The sequence below is a fragment of the Streptomyces sulphureus DSM 40104 genome (genome assembly GCF_000381025.1).
Lineage (GTDB): Bacteria > Actinomycetota > Actinomycetes > Streptomycetales > Streptomycetaceae > Streptomyces > Streptomyces sulphureus.
In genome coordinates, this window is sequence record NZ_KB905816.1 from 740565 (window position 1) to 757585 (window position 17021).

The following is a 17021-nucleotide window of genomic DNA, read 5'->3' on the forward strand; positions in this document are numbered from 1 at the left end:
GCATCCCCGGCTTCCGGCACCGCCACGAAGCGTCGCCAGGCATATCACCCTTCCGTGCAACCTCGTCCGGGCCTCTTCCGGTAGCGCTTCCACGGGAGTTGACAGCCAACGCAGGGTTTCCATCGCACCATGAGAGGGTCAACTTGACAGGTACACGGCTGGAACAGCGGTGGCTACGTTGAGCCGCGCACCCCCACACGAGGAGGCAACATGGTACGGATACGTAGCATGGCCGCCGGTTCGGCACTCGCTGCCGCCTGCGTCCTCGCGCTCACCGCACTCCCCGCCAACGCGGGCCAGCCGGCCCCCGACTCCGCCGCCGGCTCCCCCACGGCCGCCGAGCTCCCCGCCGGGATGCTCGACGCCATGCAGCGCGACCTCGGCCTGAGCAAGGGCCAGGTGACCGAGCGCCTCGCGGCCGAGGCCGAGGCCGCCGACGTCGAAGAGGCGCTCGCCGAGCAGTTGGGCGCCAGCTTCGGCGGCGCCTGGGTCTCGGGCGCCGACGCGCAGCTCACCGTGGCCACCACCGACGCGGCCGAGGTCGGCGCCATCGAGGCGCGCGGCGCGGTCGCCAAGGTCGTCGACCACAGCCTGAGCGACCTCAAGTCCCTGCAGAAGACCCTCGATTCGGCAGGCGTCGAGAGAGACGCCGCCGTCCGGTCGGTCGACGTCAGACACAACGCGGTCACCGTCCGCACCTCGGACACGGCGGCCGCCGAGCGGATCGTGGAGAAGGCAGGCGTCGACCCGAGCGCGGTGCGCACGGTGAAGTCCGCCGAAGCGCCCCGCACGTACTACGACCTCGTGGGCGGCGACGCCTACTACATCAACAACACCTCGCGCTGCTCCATCGGGTTCTCCGTGACCAAGGGCAGCCAGCAGGGCTTCGTCACCGCGGGCCACTGCGGCAGGCCGGGCGCCAGCACCACCGGCTACAACCAGGTCGCGCAGGGCACCTTCCAGGGCTCCACCTTCCCCGGCAACGACTACGCCTGGGTCGCCACCAACAGCAACTGGACGGCGACCCCGTACGTCAACGGCGGCGCCGTCCGCGTCTCCGGCTCGCAGCAGGCGGCGGTCGGCTCGACGGTCTGCCGCTCCGGCTCGACCACCGGTTGGCACTGCGGCACCATCCAGCAGCACAACACCAGCGTCACCTACCCCGAGGGCACCATCAACGGCGTCACCCGCACCTCGGTCTGCGCCGAGCCCGGCGACTCCGGCGGCTCCTTCATCTCCGGCAGCCAGGCCCAGGGCATGACCTCCGGCGGCTCCGGCAACTGCTCCTCCGGCGGAACCACCTACTACCAGCCCGTCAACCCGGCACTCTCCGTGTACGGCCTCAGCCTCACCACCGGCTGACGCACGCACCCCGGGGCCGGACACCCACGCAGGTGCCCGGCCCCGGGCACGTCTCAGACCGCCCCGTGGCCCGCCGCGATCTCCTCGACGCGGCGGGCCAACTCGGTGTCCTTCGCGGTGATCGCGCCGCCCGCGCTGTGCGTGTTCACCGAGACGGCGAGGGAGGCGTAGCCGAGCGTCTGCTCGGAGTGGTGGTCCAACTCCTCCTGGATCGCCGCGACATGGACGACCATCGCGGCGGCGGCGAGGTGCCCGGGGAAGGAGTAGGTACGGCGCAGCGCGCCGCCCGAGACCTCCCAGCCGGGCAACGCCCCGAGTGCCTCGGCGGTCTCCTGCTCGGTCAACGGCTCGGGTGGCATCACGGCCCCCTTCCCGGACGCACGCACGCCCTGTCGGTCCCCGCGGGCCGCCCGCGGGACGACCCGACTCGCGACGCCACCCTGCCATGCGCGCGGCGGTCCGAGGGGCAGGCGGGGGCGGGGAGTTCGGGAGCATGGACGGCCTTCGGGAGAGCATGGAAGCAAGTGAAGGTCTCTGCCGGCGAAGCGCCCTTGTCAGGAGACGGTGGGCATGTTCCCGGAGGCGCGGTCCTTGCTGTCGGCACGGACACCGTTCTCCTCGCAGGCGAAGGCCGCACGCAGTGCTCCGCGTCGCCCGTGCTCGAACCTCAACCGCGGTGCACGAAGGCCGCGCCGACCGTCCGAGGGGTCCCACCGCTCCCCGCGGAAGGCCATTGCCTTGCCGTCCGGACGACCGCACGAGGAACCTGGCCGGCGGTGACCGTCGGTACCGCTGACGCCTCCGACTTCTCCCCGTGGCCGCAGGGCTGGGCGCTCGGTGCTGGGGCGAGGTGGGCCGTCACGGCCCGGCGGGCAGACTCACACCCGTCAGACGTTCCGCTTCGGCCCACAGTTGCGCGGCAACCTGCCGGTCCTTGCCCTTGCGGGTGAAGTCGGCCGGCGCCGGACGGCCGACCAAGCCCCAGCGGGGCCCGTAGTAGCCGCCCTGGGCCGCGTCCGGACTGGTCGCGGCGTAGAGCATCGGTGCCGCGCCGGCTTCGGCGGAGTGCTGCGGGGTCACCTTCCAGGCGACGCGGAACAGAAGGCTGGGCTCGCCTCCGAGCCGCGGCCCGGAAGCGGCGATGTTCGTGGCCGCGTTGCCCGGGTGCGCGCCGATCGACAGCAGCGGCCAGCCACGCTCCGTCGCGGTCCGCGCCAACTGCTGGGCCATCAGCAGGCCGGCCAGCTTGGAGCGCCCGTACGCCGCCGTCGGGTCATACCGCTTGTGCCAGTTCAGGTCGCTGAAGTCGATCTTCCCGCGGGCGGCCATCCCGCTGCTCATCGTCACCACCCGTGGCGCCGGCGCCTCCAGCAGCAGCGGGAGCAGGCGCACCGTGAGAGCGAACGGGCCGAGGAAGTTGCTGCCCATCTGCAGCTCGAACCCGTCGACGGTCTCGTGGCGCACCGGTGGGAACATCACCCCGGCGTTGTTGAGCAGCAGGTCCAGCGGTCGATCGTCCGCGATCAGCCCGTCGGCGAACCCCTTGACGCTCGCCAGATCGGCCAGGTCCACCCGGCGTACCTCGACATCGGCCCCGGGGTGCTCGGCGAGGATGTCGAGTTTCGCCTCTTCGCCCCTGTCCTCGGCGCGCACGGCGAGGACGACGCGCGCTCCGGCACCGGCGAGCGCCGTGGCCGCTGCCTTGCCCGTGCCGCTGTTCGCACCGGTGACGACGGCGAGCTTCCCCTGCTGGTCGGGAATCCGGTACATCACGCACCCCTTTACGTACTGCCGGTATCTTGTCTGCCCACGCTAAAGGACCACCGGTCACTTAGCAAAATACCGGCGGTCTTAACATGGGGGCGTGACCTTCCAGCGAGCCCGCACCGACGAGCAGCGCAGCCAGCGACGGCAGCAGATCCTGGAAACCGCGGCGACGATGCTCACGGAGACACCCGTCGCCAGGCTCAGCCTCAACGAACTGAGCCGCCGCACGGGCCTGGCAAAGGCGAACGTGCTGCGGTATTTCGAATCCCGTGAGGCGATCCTGCTCGACCTGCTCGACGCCGAGATGGCGCACTGGATCGCCGACCTGGAGCGCGCACCCACCAAGGACGACCGCACGCCGAGGGAGCGAGGCGACCGGCTGGCGGATCTCCTGGCCACTTCGATGAGGGAGCGGCCGGTACTGTGCGACCTGCTCAGCGCACAAGGCGCGGTCCTGGAGCACAACATCTCCACCGCGCTCTGCCTCCGGCACAAGCACGCTGCCCGACGTTCGCTGCACGGCCTCACCGCACTGGTTCGCCGACACCTGCCCGAACTCGGCGCCGACGGCGCGGCCGAGCTGACCGAGACGACTTTGCTCATGGCCATCACCGCGTGGCAGTGCAGCCGCCCTTCCCCGGCCATGGAAGCCGCCTACGCCTCAGAACCCGCCCTCGCCGCCATGCGTGTCGACTTCACCGACGTCGTACGCCGCACGGCGACGGTGACCGCCTCCGGCCTACTCGCCCGCCAAGAGGGACCCTGAGCATCGACGGCTACCGAGCCGCCTGCGCCCGCTGAAGGACAGCACCGAATACCGCGCCTCCCGAAGCGGTATGCCGTCCCCTCTCTGGGCTTCGCTGACCGCCCGTAGTCTCTGGCGGCCGCCCGTCACTCGCGGCCCCGTTCGCCGCACCGTCGGTAACGACGCAGAAGACGCCCGCCCCCGCACTGGTGCCAGCCCCCCAACCGAAGGGCGGGCCAAGCGGCTGTCGGCGACCTCCCCTCGGCGGAGAGGCTCGACGGCATGACGACAGCACCACACCTGCCGCCGCCTGCGAGTGAACAGCCCCCCGGCAGGGGAAGCGACTTCGCCGGCCTCTCCCGACAGATCGGCGCCGCCGGCCTGCTCCGCCGCCGCCCCGGCTACTACGCCGCACGCATCGCCCTCGTGGTACTCGCAGCGGCCGGATGCGGCGCCGCCTTCCTCCTGGTCGGCGAGAGCTGGTGGCAGTTGGCGGTCGCCGTCGTGCTCGGACTCGTCTACGGGCAACTCGCGCTGCTCGCGCACGACGTGGCGCACCGGCAGGTGTTCGCCTCGCGCGCCTGGAGCGAGCGCGCCGGTCGCCTCCTCGGCAACCTCGGCATCGGGATGTCGTACGGCTGGTGGATGAACAAGCACACACGGCACCACGCCAACCCCAACCACGAGGAGCACGACCCGGACGTCGCACCGGACATCCTGGTCTGGTCGCGGGAGCAGGCGGAGCAGTCGCGCGGCGTTCCCCGCTTCATCGGGCGCCACCAGGCCGCGCTCTTCTTCCCGCTCCTCACGTTGGAAGGGTTCAACCTCCACGTCTCCAGCGTCCGCGCACTGCGCCAGCGGCACATGAAGCGCCCGCTCCTCGAAGGGGCGCTGCTCCTCGTCCACTTCGCCGGCTACCTGGCCGCGCTCTTCGTCCTGCTGCCGCCCGGCATGGCCACCGCCTTCCTGCTGGTGCACCACGCCGTCTTCGGCGTCTACCTCGGCTCGATCTTCGCGCCCAACCACAAGGGCATGCCCACGCTCAAGGGCGACGAGCGCCCGGACTTCCTCCGCCGCCAGGTCCTCACCTCGCGCAACGTGCGCGGTGGCCTCTTCACCGACGTCCTCCTCGGCAGCCTCAACTACCAGATCGAGCACCACCTCTTCCCGAGCATGCCCACACCTCACCTGCGCCGCGCGCGCCCGCTCGTCCGCCGGCACTGCGCCGAACTCGGCATCCCCTACCACGAGACGGGGCTGTTCACCTCGTGGCGCGAGGCGCTGCGGCACATGCGCGAGGTGGGCGAGCCGCTGCGGAACTGACCAGGAGTCGGAGGCGACCGCGCCCGTCAGGACGGGCGCGCGGCCCGCTTCTCCGGCTCCCGCGCCGCCGTCGCACCCCACAACTCCCCGGCGTACGCGGCGGACTCCGAGAGCCACCGCCGCAGCACCGCGTGGATGCGCTCGGCGCCGACGAGTTCGTCGCCGTCCTCCGTGGGCGGGGAGAGCGTGAGCGGCGAGAGCAGGAACGGCTCGCTCTGCTCGCCGCCGAGTCCGCCGTGGGAGCCGATCTGCTCCTCGAAGGCGTGCACGGCGCCGCTCCCGTCGACCGCCGAGTTGACCATGACGTCGGCCACGTGCGGGAACCCGGCGGTACGCCGCACCGCTGCCGCGGCACCTGGCCCGAACGGCGCGAGCGGATCGCTCGGTCCGACAACCTCGCCGCTGGCGAGCCGGTGCTCGCTCCCGCCCCTACCGAGGACGACGGGCCCGTGCCGCTCGCTCTGCACGAGGACGAAACCGACGCCCGGGTGGTCGGCGAGGGCACGCAGCAACGCCGGCGAGCGCAGCCCGAGTTGCTCGCGGGTCATACGCCCCGGCACGTCGGGAAAGGAGACGAGACCGAGGTTGCCCGAGCAGAGGACGACGGGCCCCGCCGACCGGGGCGGCTTGCGCGGCACCTCCTGCCCGTCCTCCTCGGGCCGGTGGAGCGCCGTGCGGGCCGCGGTGCGCGCCTCCGACCCGCTCACCGTCCGCCGCGCGCGGCGCCGTACGGGCAGGCCGCACCCGGCGCGCACCAGCTCCTCCAGCGTCAGCCCGTACGCGCTCTCGAAGGTCTCGCCGAAGCTCTGGCCGTGGTCGGAGAGGAGCACAAGCCGGTAGGGCCGCGGGGAGCGTTCGGCGACCTTCGAGATGAGCGCGATCGACCGGTCGAGCCGGCGGAGCACCTGGCGCGCGTCGCGGCTGCGGGGGCCCGAGTGGTGCGCCACCTCGTCGTAGGCGACGAGGTCCGCGTAGACGGCGGTGCGCCCGCTGAGGAGGTCGCCGAGGACGGCGGTGACGACGACGTCGCGCTCCACGACGGTCGCGAAGGCACGGAGGAAGGGGTACAGCCCGCCCCTGCTGACGCGCGGCGTCTCCCGCCGCAGCCGCGACCGTGTCGCCTGCGCCATCTCCCGGAACACCTCGGCGACGAACGAGACGGCCGTGCGCGTCGCGTTGGCCGGGTCGGAGAAGTAGGCGAAGTATCCGGCCCTGGAACGTGTCTCCTTGCCGCGGCGTGCGGCGATCGAGAGGACGAGCGCGACCTGCGCGGCGCCGCCGCTGAAGAGGTTGCCCCTGCTCGCCCCGTCGAGCGCGAGCAGCCCGCGGTCCCCGGTGCGCGCGACGGCCCTGCGCTGGAGCTCGACGGCGCTGGAGGGCCGGTTGCTCACCATCACCTCGCCCGTCTCCTTCTCGTACCAGCGGAAGGCGGGGACGTCCTCGTTGCTGCCGTGCAGGATGCCGAGTTGGCTGGCACCCGTCTGGCTCGACCAGTCGGTGCGCCAGCGGCTGAGCCGGTGGGTGCTTCCGCACATCGCGGCGACCGTCGGCATCAGCGGCTCGGAGCCGTCGGGCGGGTCGACCGCGTCGCGGAGGACGGCGTGGCCCACGCCGTCGAGTTGGAGGAAGACGACGCCCGGCGTGGCGGGGCCGCGGCGCGGTCCCTCGCGTCTGCGCCTGCGGTAGGCGAGGCGGGAGAGGCGGCGGCGGTAGGCGCCGTCGTCCCTGACCGTGAGGAAGGTGCTCGTCGCCGAGGAGGTGGCGGACATCACCGCGGCGACGACGACGGCCGTCGTCGGGTCCGTGCTGCCCCGTCCGTAGGGGGTGAGGTTGATCGCCAACCACAGCAGCGATCCGTTGAGGAAGAAGACGAGCGCGCCGAGGACCGCAGCGGGGACGAGCAGCAGCGCCCGCACGAGGACGGGCCAGACCAGCGCCCCGAGCAGGCCGAAGGCGCCGGCGCCGATCGCCGCCGTGATCCCGATCCGCGTGGCGCTGTCGCCGTCGGCCGACTGGAGCCGGAAATCCGGCAGGACGGCGGCGAGCACCAGCATCGTCAGGGTGCCGACCGCCCAGACGGCGCAGACCCGCAGAAGGCCCGCACCGAGGGTGCGCCACGGTGGCAGCCGGCGTCGCACTCCGTCTCCCCTCTCGGGTACGGCACTTGGGCAGGGGGCCGTACCGTCGCGTTGCGGTCTCGATCAGGCACCCGGCTCCTCCCCGACGCGGGCACAACGTCCACTTTTTCATAGTCCGGTGCGCCGCCGGGCCTCGCCCGGAGCCGCCGGGCCGGTCCCGGTGTGCGCGGGGGCGCCGTAGGGTCGTGGGGTGGAAGGGCCGGCCGGGCAGCGGCGGCCGGCGGCGCAGGAAGGAGGTTCCGTGGCGGTCGAGGTCACCTGGTGGGGTCACGCCACCGCGACGGTGCGGGACTCGGGGACGACGGTCCTCACCGACCCGCTCCTCGTGCACCGCCTCGCGCACCTCAGGCGCAGGCGGGGCCAACTGCCGCCCGCGCGGGCCGCGGAGGCCGACCTGGTCCTCGTCTCCCACCTGCACGCCGACCACCTCCACGTCGGCTCGCTCGCGCGGCTGGCGGCCGGCACCCGCGTCGTCGTCCCGACCGGAGCGGTCCGGGCGGTGCCGGGGCTGCGGCGGCTCGCCAAGGTGCTGCGGGTCGAGGAGGTCGCCGCCGGCGACCTGGTGCGCGCGGGAGCGCTCACGGTGCGCGCGGTGCCGGCGGCGCACGACGGCCGGCGCCTGCCGTACGGCCCGCACCGTGCGCCCGCGCTCGGCTACGTCATCGAGGGCGAGGCCCGCACCTACTTCGCGGGCGACACCGGCCTGTGGGACGGCATGGCGAAGGCGGTCGGCCCCGTCGACGTGGCGCTGCTGCCGGTCGGCGGCTGGGGCCCCTTCCTCGGCAACGAGCACCTCGACGCGCGCCGGGCCGCCGACGCCGCGGCGCTCCTCGCGCCGGCGTGCGCCGTACCCGTCCACTACGGCACGTACTGGCCGATCGGCCTCGACGCGGTGCGTCCGCACGAGTTCCACTCGCCCGGCACGGAGTTCGTGCGCATGGCCGCGCACCACGCGCCCGCCGTCGAAGCCCACCTCCTCGGGCACGGCGAACAGGTGCGGTGGGGTGCTGCCGGGTGACCGAGTTCCTGGAGCAGCTCGCGCGTACGGGCCGCGAGCTGCTCGCCACCGTGGGCGAGGCGGCCGTGCCGCCGGAGTCCACGCAGCAGGCGGTGGGGTATCCGTCGCTCTTCCTCCTCGTGGTGCTGGGGTCGCTCGTGCCCGTGGTGCCGACGGGGGCCCTGGTGAGCGGTTCCGCCGTGGTGGCGCTCCACCAGAGCGTGCCCGTGCTCTCGCTGCTGACGGTCTTCGGCGTCTCCGCCTTCGCCGCGTTCCTCGGCGACCTCGGGCTCTACTGGCTGGGGCAGCGCGGTGTCGGCTCGAAGAACGGCTCGCGGTGGCTCACCCGGCTCCGCGAACGCGTCGCGCCCGACCGGCTGGCCCAGGCCCACGACCAGCTCCGCCGGCACGGCGTCCTCGTCCTCGTGCTCTCGCGGTTGCTTCCCGCCGGGCGCATCCCCGTGATGCTCGCCTGCCTGCTGGCGCGGATGCCGGTGCGCGAGTTCGTCCGCGGCGACGTGCCCGCCTGCCTCGTCTGGGCCGTCGCGTACCAGGCGATCGGCATCCTCGGCGGCGCGCTCTTTCCCGAACCGTGGGAGGGGGTGGCCGCGGCGGTCGGGTTGACGCTGCTGGTGAGCGCAGCGCCGTCGCTGTGGCGGCGGCTGCGGCGGGGACGGAGCAGGACTGGCTGATCCGGCACGTGCGCCCGCGCGACGGGCGGCAGTCGGCCGCCCGTCCCGGTGAGCGGAAGCCGCGGCCCACAGCCGCCGCCGCTCGTACAGTCCCGGGCCCCGAGGCGGAGGAGGCTCGCGTGCCCGAGAGCCTGGACGCCACCGCGACCGCGGCGGCCCTCGGAAGAGGCGAGACCGACGCGCGCACCGTGGTGGAGGAGGCGCTCGCGCGGACCGAGCGACTCGACCCGCCCACAAGGCGGTTGTCCACACCCGGTTCGAGGAAGCGCTCGCCGAGGTGGACGCCTGACCAACGGTTTCCTCGCAGCGGCGGTGGGCACGGTCGTCCTGCTCATGCGGCACGGGCGGGCTCCCGCACAAGGAAGCCTCGTCGAACAGGAGGACGGCGTCCGCGCGACAGCCCCTGCCGAGCCCGTCAGGTGACCCCTGACTCACGGCCCACCGCCGGCCGGCCTAGACCGGAAGCGTCCCCGCTCCGTCTCCCGGCACCCGCGCGGCGCCGCCCGACCGAGGAGACCCGCCCGCACCGCACAGCCGACCGCGGACGTCCGTCCCCGACCGGGCGCGGATCACCCCCCGGAACCCGAACTCCCCTCTCCCAGGTCGCCGTCGGGCGCTCCGTGGGCGGCTCCGGCGGGCTCCAGCACGCGCGAGGCTCCGATCGGCAGGTCCCACAGATCGTCCCGATCGAGGCCGGCCGCGCGCCAGGCGGCCCGCACGCGCAGCAGCGGCTCCAGCGGCGGCTCGGCCGAGAGCAGGAACGTCGCCCAGTGCATGGGGGCCATGCGCCGCGCACCGACATCGAGGCACGCCTGGACGGCCTCCTCCGGATCGGTGTGGACGGGTCGGAGCATCCAGCGCGGATCATAGGCGCCGATCGGCAGCAGGCCGAGGTCGATCCCTGGGAAGGCTTCGCCGATCTCGCGGAAGAAGCGCCCGTACCCGGTGTCGCCCGCGAAGTAGACGCGGCGGCCGTCGGGCGCGGTGAGGACCCAGCCTCCCCACAGGGAGCGGCAGGTGTCGGTGAGGGTCCGCTTCGACCAGTGGTGCGCCGGGACGAAGTCGAACCGCACACGGGGCCGCTCGCCGAGTCCCGACGCCCCCTCGGCCGCCGGAAGTTCGGCGCCCTCCCACCAGTCGAGCTCGGTGACGGTGGTGAAGCCGCGCTTGCGGCACCAGCCGCCGAGCCCGGCCGGGACGAAGAGCGGTGTCGCGCGCGGCAGGCGCCGCAGCGTGGGTGCGTCGAGGTGGTCGTAGTGGTTGTGCGAGAGCACCACCGCGTCGATCGTCGGCAGGTCCTCCCAGGGGAAGCCGACGGGCGTGATCCGCACCGGTGTGCCGAGGATGCGGCGGCTCCAGACCGGGTCGGTGAGGACGGTGAGCCCTCCGATCCGCAGGACCCAACTGGCGTGCCCGGCCCAGCCGATCGCGAGCGCGCGGGCGTCCACCTGCGGGAGCGGCGCCGGCGCGTACGGCAGCTTGGGGAGTTCCGCGCGCAGGGACGTCGCGCTCGGGCGCATGGCGCCTTCGCGCGCGAGGCGCGCGAAGGCGCGTACGCCGGGCAGCGGATCGGTGAGGCGGTCGGTGAAGGAGCGCGGCCAGTGCCGTTTGGCGCCGAGCGGATGCGCCTCGTCCGACGGGCGCTTGGGCGCGCGGCGCACCGACGGGGCGCGTTCGGGCTCGGCGGCACGGCTCCCGGGGTCGTCGTGCGCACCGCAGCCGCGCGGCTCCTCGGCCCACCGCAACTCCCGTGGCTGAGGGGTGCCTTCGGGCGGTTCGGGCGTCGTCGGCCCGGTGCCGCCCGTCCCGTCCGCCGGATTGCGGGGGTCGCGGTCGCGGGCGGCCCGGGGGGCGGTGCCTCCCGGGTACTCGGAGATGCCGGGGTGCTCGATCTCCTGGCCTTCCGCCTGTCCGTCCGCGCGTTCTGTCACCGGGCCGAGCTCCCATCCGTGAGTGCGCCGAGTGCGGTGTGCGCGGCGGCGAGCGCCTCGGCCACCGCGGGCTCTTCGAGCGGGTCCGCTGCGGGGCCTTCCGGCGGCAGGCCGGCGGCGAGCACGTCGGTGGAGAGTCGGACGCGGAGGGCCGCCGGGTCGTCGCCGAAGCGGTGCCCGCCCTGTGCGTACGGGCCGAGGCGGCTGACGAGCGCCGCCTCCAGCCGGGGCGCGTCGACCACGCCTGCGGACGCCAACTCGCCCCTGCGCGGCTCGAAATCGGCGTACAGCCCGCGTGCCGCACGCGGGGGACGGCAGACGGCGCCGGCCGCGGTGACCGCGCCGTGCAAGGCGCGGGCGAGTGCGCCGTGGAGCGCGGCCGACGCGGTGCGCCGGGTGCGCAACGCCGGGGGCTCCGCGAGTGCCTCGGCGGCCTCCCGCTCCGCCTGCGCCGTCGGTTCGGCGCGCAGCGTGCGGAGGACGCCGGCGGCGCCTGCGTGGAGCGCCTCTCCCCGCTCGGTGTCGGGGAAGCGGGCGAGCCCGGCGCGCCCGCCGGGCGGCAGGAGTGCGGCACCGAGCTCGGCGAGGACGACGACGGAGCCGGCGTACACGGTCCCGTGCAGCATCTCGGCCGGCGAGACGGTGACCGTGCCGTGCGCGGCGTGCGAGGTGTCGCGCCAGCTCTCGTCACTGACGACGAGGAGGCCCTCGTCGGCTGCGGCTTCGCAGACTTCGTGGAGTAGTTCGGGCGGTACGGCGGTGCCCGTCACCTCGTCGGCGACCGAGAGGACGAGGACGCGGGGGCGCTCGCCTTCCGCACGCGCCCGTCGCACCGTCTCCAGCAGCGCGACCGGGTCGGGTACGCCGCCGCACTCCGCGGGGGCGGAGATCCTCCGCACCCGGCGGTCGAGAAGCCGCGCCTGCGTCGCGTACCAGGCGGGGCACGGACGCGGGAGCAGGACGGTGCCGCGTGCCGTCTCGCCCGGGGGCGCGGAGGCGGCGACGGACGCGAGCGTGGCGAGGAGGAGCAGCGGGGCCGAAGGCGCTGCGAGGACCTGTGCGGGGGCGGTGACGATTCCTCTCCGCTCCCAGTAGCCGCAGGCGGCGCCCGTCACGGCGTGGGGCGCGGCGGGTTGGGGCACCGTCTTCCCTTCGCTGCTCCGCATCGCCTGCCGCCTCCGTCCCGCCTGCGACCGTGCGGGCGCCCTTAGATCAGACAAAACGCCCAGTGGCACCACCTTGGCAGAACCCCCTGTCCCGGGGAACGGCGACACCGCCCCGTTCACTCGCGGGCGCGCGCCGTGGTGTCGTCCGCACGGGGTGCACGCCGGGGTGCGGGTCCGCACAGGGGATCGACCTGACGAGGCGCCGAGACGCCAACTACCCTGCTGGGCATGGATATTCTGGGGACCTCGCTGCGAGTCTGCGTCGACGATCTGGATGCCGCCGTACCGGTGTACGAGCGGCTGGCGAACTCCGAGGCGGCCAGGTTCCGCCAGGGCCCCGTCGAGGTCGCGGCGGTGGGGCCGTTCTTTCTGATGAGCGGGCCCGAGGGCCACCTCGCCGTGCTCGGCAAGGTGGCGGCGACGCTCGCCGTGAAGGACGTCGGCGAGGCGGTGAGCGATCTCCAGGCGGTCGGCGCGGAGATCGTCGCAGGGCCGAGTGCGACGCCGATCGGGCGCAGCCTCGTCGCACGCCACCCCGACGGCACCTTCTTCGAGTACGTGGACCGTCAGGGCGGCTGAACACCGCAGCGCACCGGCGCCGGCTCGGGGGCGGCGCCGGTGCGCGGGGACCCCCGCCCCGCGGGCGGGGGATGCGGCGTCAGGGCTGGACGACGATCTTGCGTCCCTGGCCTGCGGCGAACCGCTCCATCGCCTGCGGGTACTCGTCGAGCGACATCCGGTCCGAGATGAAGACGTCCGGGTCGAGGACGCCCGTCGCGAAGAGTTCGGCCGCCCGCTCGTAGCTGTGGAGCACCGCCATCGAGCCGGTGATGGTGATCTCCTGGTTGTAGATCCGGTACGGCTCGATCGTCGCCCGGGTCGCGTAGTCGGCGACGCCGAACTGGAGGAAGGTGCCGGCCTTGGCGACGCGTCCGAGCCCGTCCTGGATCGCGGTGCCGTTGCCGGTCGCGTCGATCACCAGGTCCCAGCCGCCGGGGCGGTCGAGCTCGTCGGCACCGGCCGCCACGGCGGTGCACCCCAACTGGTCGGCGGTGGCCAGGCGTTCGGGGTTGACGTCGAGCACGTCGACGGTCGCGGCGCCCGTGCGCTTCGCGAGCTGGAGCATCATCAGGCCCATCGTCCCGCTGCCGTAGATGAGGACGTGCGCGGCGAGGGTCGAGCGCAGGACGTCGTAGCCGCGGACGGCGCAGGAGAGGGGCTCGATGAGCGCCGCGTCCTCGGTGCGCACGTGCTCGGGGAGCCGGACGCAGTTGGCGACGGGCGCCACGGCGTACTCGGCCGCGCCGCCCGCGGTGGTGACGCCGATCGCGTTCCAGCGGTCGCAGAGGTTGTTGTGACCGGTCCGGCAGTAGCGGCACTCGAAGCAGTAGAGCGAAGGGTCGACGGCGACGCGGTCGCCCACGCCCACCTCGGTGACCGCGCTGCCCACGGCGGCCACCTCGCCGGCGAACTCGTGTCCCGGCACCAGCGGCAGCGAGGGTGCGAACTCCCCTTGCAGGATGTGGAGATCGGTCCCGCAGATCCCGCAGGCGGTGACGTCGACGACGACCTCGCGCGGCCCGGGCGTCGGATCGGGGACGGTGGTGAGGGAGACCTTGCCGGGCTCCTCTACGAGTGCGGCCTTCACTTGACTGCTCCTAGCGACAGGCCCTGGACGAGTTTGTCCTGGGCGGCGAACCCTGCGGCGAGCACCGGCAGGGAGATCACGAGGGATGCGGCGCACACCTTCGCCAGGAAGAGCCCCTGACTGGTGATGAAACCGGTGAGGAAGACGGGCGAGGTCTGCGCCACTACGCCGGTGAGCACCCGCGCGAAGAGCATCTCGTTCCAGGAGAAGATGAAGCAGATCAGCGCCGTCGCCGCGATCCCTGGCCCGGCGACGGGTGCCACCACCCGCGCGAGGACGGTCGGCAGCCGCGCCCCGTCGATCTGCGCCGCCTCGATCAGCGAGACCGGCACCTCGGCGAGGAAGGACTGCATCATCCACACCGCGATCGGCAGGTTCATCGAGGTGTAGAGGATGACGAGGAGCCAGACGTTGTCGAGGAAGCCGGTGTTCTTGGCGAAGAGGTAGATCGGCAGCAGACCGGCGACGAGCGGCAGCATCTTCGTGGAGAGGAAGAAGAAGAGCACGTCCGTCCACCGCTTCACCGGGCGGATGGAGAGCGCGTACGCCGCCGGCATGGCGAGGAGCAGCACCAGCACCGTCGAACAGATCGACGCCGTCGCGGAGTTGGCCAGCGCGGGCCAGGGGCTGGCGCCGCCGCCGACGCCGAAGAAGTCGCGGTAGCCGTCGAGGGTGAGGGGCGCCGCGAGGGAGGGCGGGTTGGTGGCCGCGTCGCCCTCGGAGTGGAAGGAGGTGAGGAGCATCCACAGCATCGGCAGTACGAAGAGGATGCCCACGATCCAGGCGAGCAGGCCGAGTGCGGCCCCCGCGGTGCGGTTGCGCCCGACGCGCGTGGTGGGCGCGGGCGGGCCGCCGGCGGTGACGGCGGCGGGAGGAGCCTGGGTGGGGGCGCTCATGAGCGGGCCTCCTCGCGGAAGAGGGACGAGACCACCCGCAGCGCGAAGGTGGCGATGATCAGCGAGCCGAGGACGACGAGCACGCCGGCTGCCGAGGCGAGTCCGTACTCGTGGCCCTGGTAGAAGGTCTGGTAGATCGTGTAGGGCAGGTTGGCGGTGCCGAGGCCGCCCGAGGTGATCGTGAAGACGGCGTCGAAGTTCTGCACGATGTAGATCGAGCCGAGCAGCACGCCGAGTTCGAGGTAGCGCCGCAGGTGCGGCAGCGTCAGATAGCGGAAGATGTGCCAGGTGCCGGCCCCGTCGACGCGGGCCGCCTCGATCATCTCGGGCGGGCGGGACTGCAACCCGGCGAGCAGGATCAGCATCATGAACGGCGTCCACTGCCAGATCAGCGAGACCTCGACCGCGGCCAGCGGCATCTCCGCCACCCAGTCCGGCTGGGGCGCGTCGCCCCCGAAGAGGCTCCACACGGCGTTGAGCACACCGTTGATGAGGCCGTACTCCGGGTTGTAGAGGACGTGCTTCCACAGCAGCGCCGCCGCCACGGGAACGAGCAGGAAGGGGGCGATGAGCATCGTGCGGACGGCCGCGCGTCCCCGGAACTTCCGGTCGAGGAGGAGCGCCAGGAGGAGGCCGAGCACCAGGCTGACGAGGACGACGACGACCGTGAGGACGATTGTGGTCAGCACCGATTTGCGGAGCTCGGCGTCTCCGAGCACCTCCGCGTAGTTGGCGAAGCCGTCGAAGCTGCGCGCCTGGGGGTAGAGGGCGTTCCAGTCGAAGAGGGAGATCACCACCGTCGCCACCATGGGGAGCTGGGTGACGATGATGAGGAAGACGAGCGCGGGCAGCAGCGGGGCGCGGGTGACCCAGGCGCGGAGCTTCTGCGGCGGCGCCGGCCTGCGCTCGCCCGAGGCGGGCGCGGGGGGCGTGGTGGTGTGTGTGGTCATCGGCCCTCGTACTCCTCAGCGACCTCGTCCGCGAGCTGCTGTGACTTCTTCAGCGCCGACTCGACCGACTGGCGTCCGGCGATGGCCGCGCTGATCTCCTGCGAGACCTTGGTCCCCAGGTCGGAGAACTCGGGGATGTCGACGAACTGGATGCCGATCGTGGGGCGTTGCTGCACGCCGGGGTCGCGCGGGTCGGCCTCGACGACGGCCTTACGCGTCACCTCGGCGAAGGCGCCGGCCGCCTTCCGGTACTCCGGGTACTTGTAGGTGGAAGCGCGCTTCCCTGCGGGGACGTCCGCCCAGCCGCTCTCCTCGCCGACGAGGCGCTCGTACTTCTTGCCCGAGGCCCAGGAGATGAACTTCCACGCCTTGTCCTTGTTCTGGGACGCCTCCTGGAGCCCCCAGGCCCAACTGTAGAGCCAGCCGGAGGCATCGGTGCGCACCACGGGCGCGGGCACGTACCCGATCTTCCCCTTCACCGGCGACTTCGCCGCCTCCAGGGAGCCGGCACCGGCCGTGGCGTCGTACCACATGGCCGTCTTGCCCTGGGTCATGTTGTTGAGGCACTCGGCGTACCCGGACTGCGCGGCGCCGGACTGGCCGTGCTTGCGGACGAGGTCGACGTAGAACTTGGTCGCCTTCTGGAAGGCGGGCGAGTCGAGCTTCGCGTTCCAGTTCTTGTCGAACCAGGTGCCGCCGAAGGTGTTGACGACGCTCGTCAGCGGGGCGATCACCTCGCCCCAACCGGGCAGCCCGCGCAGGCAGATGCCCTTGAGCCCCTTCTTCGCGCCGTCCGCCTTCGCGGCGAGCTCGGCGACCTGCGGCCAGGTGGGCTTCTTCGGCATCTTCAGGCCCGCTTCCTCGAAGACGTCCTTGCGGTACATCAGGAAGGAGGACTCGCCGTAGAAGGGCTGGGCGTACATCTTGCCGTCCTCGCCGCTGAGGGACTGGCGGATGGAGGGGAGGACGTCCTTCTGGTCGAAGTGCCGGTCCTTGCGCGTGTACTCGTCGAGCGGGTGCAGCCAGCCGTTCTTCGCGTAGATCGGGGTCTCGTAGTTGCTGAGGGTGGCGACGTCGTACTGGCCGGCCTGGTTGGCGAAGTCCTGGCCGATCTTGTCGCGGACGTCGTTCTCTGGGAGCACGGTGAAGTTGACCTTGATGCCGGTCTCCGCGGTGAAGTGCTTGGCCGTGAGTTTCTGCAACTCCACCATCTGCGGGTTGTTCACCATCAGCACATTGATGGTGTCACCGCCGGCACCGGCGCCTCCTGCTCCGGCGCAGCCGGCGAGCAGCGCGCAGGCTGCCGCCGACCCTATGACCGCGCGCGCCGTGTGGCGGCTCTGGCTGCGCATTGTTGGACTCCTGGGATCGAGGGACGTGAGGGTTGGCTGAGGGGGCGGCCCGCC

At 72.8% G+C, this 17021-nt stretch carries 15 protein-coding genes; 6 read left to right on the forward strand and 9 right to left on the reverse strand.

What is annotated here, in order from left to right; genetic code table 11:
- Positions 1-210: 210 nt before the first annotated feature.
- The gene (locus tag F603_RS0115175; RefSeq protein ID WP_469818193.1) at positions 211-1362 is read left to right on the forward strand and encodes a S1 family peptidase; all 1152 of its coding nucleotides are present in this window, start codon (positions 211-213) and stop codon (positions 1360-1362) included.
- Between the two features lie 53 nt (positions 1363-1415).
- Here the strand turns inward: F603_RS0115175 and F603_RS0115180 are convergent, their stop codons facing one another.
- Entirely contained in the window at positions 1416-1721 is a 306-nt protein-coding gene (locus F603_RS0115180; protein WP_019546863.1) for a 4a-hydroxytetrahydrobiopterin dehydratase, read from the reverse strand.
- A 499-nt stretch (positions 1722-2220) separates the two neighbouring features.
- A complete protein-coding gene (locus F603_RS0115190) occupies positions 2221-3132 on the reverse strand; it encodes an SDR family oxidoreductase (RefSeq protein WP_019546865.1) in 912 nt (303 codons plus the stop codon).
- Positions 3133-3226: 94 nt separating this feature from the next.
- Here F603_RS0115190 and F603_RS0115195 point away from each other — a divergent pair, with 94 nt between their 5' ends.
- Together F603_RS0115195 and F603_RS0115200 are read left to right on the forward strand one after the other, a co-directional pair.
- Positions 3227-3895 carry a TetR/AcrR family transcriptional regulator gene (locus F603_RS0115195; RefSeq protein ID WP_019546866.1) on the forward strand — a complete coding sequence of 223 codons (669 nt, stop codon included), beginning with the start codon at positions 3227-3229 and terminating at the stop codon, positions 3893-3895.
- A 261-nt stretch (positions 3896-4156) separates the two neighbouring features.
- Positions 4157-5197: a fatty acid desaturase family protein gene (locus tag F603_RS0115200; protein WP_019546867.1), complete on the forward strand. Its 1041-nt coding sequence runs from the start codon at positions 4157-4159 to the stop codon at positions 5195-5197.
- 26 nt (positions 5198-5223) lie between these two features.
- On the opposite strand, the gene F603_RS0115205 is transcribed toward F603_RS0115200, so the two are convergent.
- The gene (locus F603_RS0115205; RefSeq protein WP_019546868.1) at positions 5224-7335 is read right to left on the reverse strand and encodes a phage holin family protein; all 2112 of its coding nucleotides are present in this window, start codon (positions 7333-7335) and stop codon (positions 5224-5226) included.
- Positions 7336-7576: 241 nt separating this feature from the next.
- On the opposite strand from F603_RS0115205, the gene F603_RS0115210 reads away from it, so the two are divergent.
- Positions 7577-8353 (forward strand): MBL fold metallo-hydrolase, encoded by a 777-nt coding sequence (locus F603_RS0115210; protein WP_019546869.1) that lies wholly within the window; start codon positions 7577-7579, stop codon positions 8351-8353.
- Positions 8350-9024 (forward strand): DedA family protein, encoded by a 675-nt coding sequence (locus tag F603_RS0115215; RefSeq protein ID WP_019546870.1) that lies wholly within the window; start codon positions 8350-8352, stop codon positions 9022-9024. Before F603_RS0115210 ends, F603_RS0115215 begins: the two co-directional genes overlap by 4 nt.
- A gap of 569 nt (positions 9025-9593) precedes the next feature.
- Here the strand turns inward: F603_RS0115215 and F603_RS0115225 are convergent.
- Both F603_RS0115225 and F603_RS32225 read right to left on the reverse strand, forming a co-directional pair.
- The gene (locus F603_RS0115225; protein ID WP_019546872.1) at positions 9594-10955 is read right to left on the reverse strand and encodes an MBL fold metallo-hydrolase; all 1362 of its coding nucleotides are present in this window, start codon (positions 10953-10955) and stop codon (positions 9594-9596) included.
- A complete protein-coding gene (locus F603_RS32225) occupies positions 10952-12121 on the reverse strand; it encodes an aminotransferase class I/II-fold pyridoxal phosphate-dependent enzyme (protein WP_019546873.1) in 1170 nt (389 codons plus the stop codon). Before F603_RS32225 ends, F603_RS0115225 begins: the two co-directional genes overlap by 4 nt.
- A gap of 228 nt (positions 12122-12349) precedes the next feature.
- On the opposite strand from F603_RS32225, the gene F603_RS0115235 reads away from it, so the two are divergent.
- On the forward strand, positions 12350-12700 hold the full coding sequence (locus F603_RS0115235; RefSeq protein WP_016908043.1) for a VOC family protein: 351 nt from the start codon (positions 12350-12352) through the stop codon (positions 12698-12700).
- Between the two features lie 79 nt (positions 12701-12779).
- Here F603_RS0115235 and F603_RS0115240 read toward each other — a convergent pair whose 3' ends face one another.
- The 4 genes from F603_RS0115240 to F603_RS0115255 are packed head-to-tail and all read right to left on the reverse strand — an operon-like array spanning position 12780 to position 16967.
- Positions 12780-13769, reverse strand: coding sequence for a zinc-dependent alcohol dehydrogenase family protein (locus F603_RS0115240; RefSeq protein ID WP_019546874.1), 990 nt, complete (start codon positions 13767-13769; stop codon positions 12780-12782).
- Positions 13766-14665 carry a carbohydrate ABC transporter permease gene (locus F603_RS0115245; RefSeq protein ID WP_019546875.1) on the reverse strand — a complete coding sequence of 300 codons (900 nt, stop codon included), beginning with the start codon at positions 14663-14665 and terminating at the stop codon, positions 13766-13768. Before F603_RS0115245 ends, F603_RS0115240 begins: the two co-directional genes overlap by 4 nt.
- A complete protein-coding gene (locus tag F603_RS0115250; RefSeq protein WP_019546876.1) occupies positions 14662-15615 on the reverse strand; it encodes a carbohydrate ABC transporter permease in 954 nt (317 codons plus the stop codon). The genes F603_RS0115245 and F603_RS0115250 overlap by 4 nt, the downstream gene beginning before the upstream one ends.
- Positions 15612-16967 carry an ABC transporter substrate-binding protein gene (locus tag F603_RS0115255; RefSeq protein WP_019546877.1) on the reverse strand — a complete coding sequence of 452 codons (1356 nt, stop codon included), beginning with the start codon at positions 16965-16967 and terminating at the stop codon, positions 15612-15614. Before F603_RS0115255 ends, F603_RS0115250 begins: the two co-directional genes overlap by 4 nt.
- Positions 16968-17021 lie beyond the last annotated feature (54 nt).

Bases quoted from the DNA above. Each gene is read 5' to 3' on its own strand.
- F603_RS0115175 (WP_469818193.1), top strand. From the start codon at position 211: ATGGTACGGATACGTAGCATGGCCGCCGGTTCGGCACTCGCTGCCGCC.
- F603_RS0115180 (WP_019546863.1), bottom strand. From the start codon at position 1,721: ATGCCACCCGAGCCGTTGACCGAGCAGGAGACCGCCGAGGCACTCGGG.
- F603_RS0115190 (WP_019546865.1), bottom strand. From the start codon at position 3,132: ATGTACCGGATTCCCGACCAGCAGGGGAAGCTCGCCGTCGTCACCGGT.
- F603_RS0115200 (WP_019546867.1), top strand. From the start codon at position 4,157: ATGACGACAGCACCACACCTGCCGCCGCCTGCGAGTGAACAGCCCCCC.
- F603_RS32225 (WP_019546873.1), bottom strand. From the start codon at position 12,121: ATGCGGAGCAGCGAAGGGAAGACGGTGCCCCAACCCGCCGCGCCCCAC.
- F603_RS0115235 (WP_016908043.1), top strand. From the start codon at position 12,350: ATGGATATTCTGGGGACCTCGCTGCGAGTCTGCGTCGACGATCTGGAT.
- F603_RS0115245 (WP_019546875.1), bottom strand. From the start codon at position 14,665: ATGAGCGCCCCCACCCAGGCTCCTCCCGCCGCCGTCACCGCCGGCGGC.
- F603_RS0115250 (WP_019546876.1), bottom strand. From the start codon at position 15,615: ATGACCACACACACCACCACGCCCCCCGCGCCCGCCTCGGGCGAGCGC.
- F603_RS0115255 (WP_019546877.1), bottom strand. From the start codon at position 16,967: ATGCGCAGCCAGAGCCGCCACACGGCGCGCGCGGTCATAGGGTCGGCG.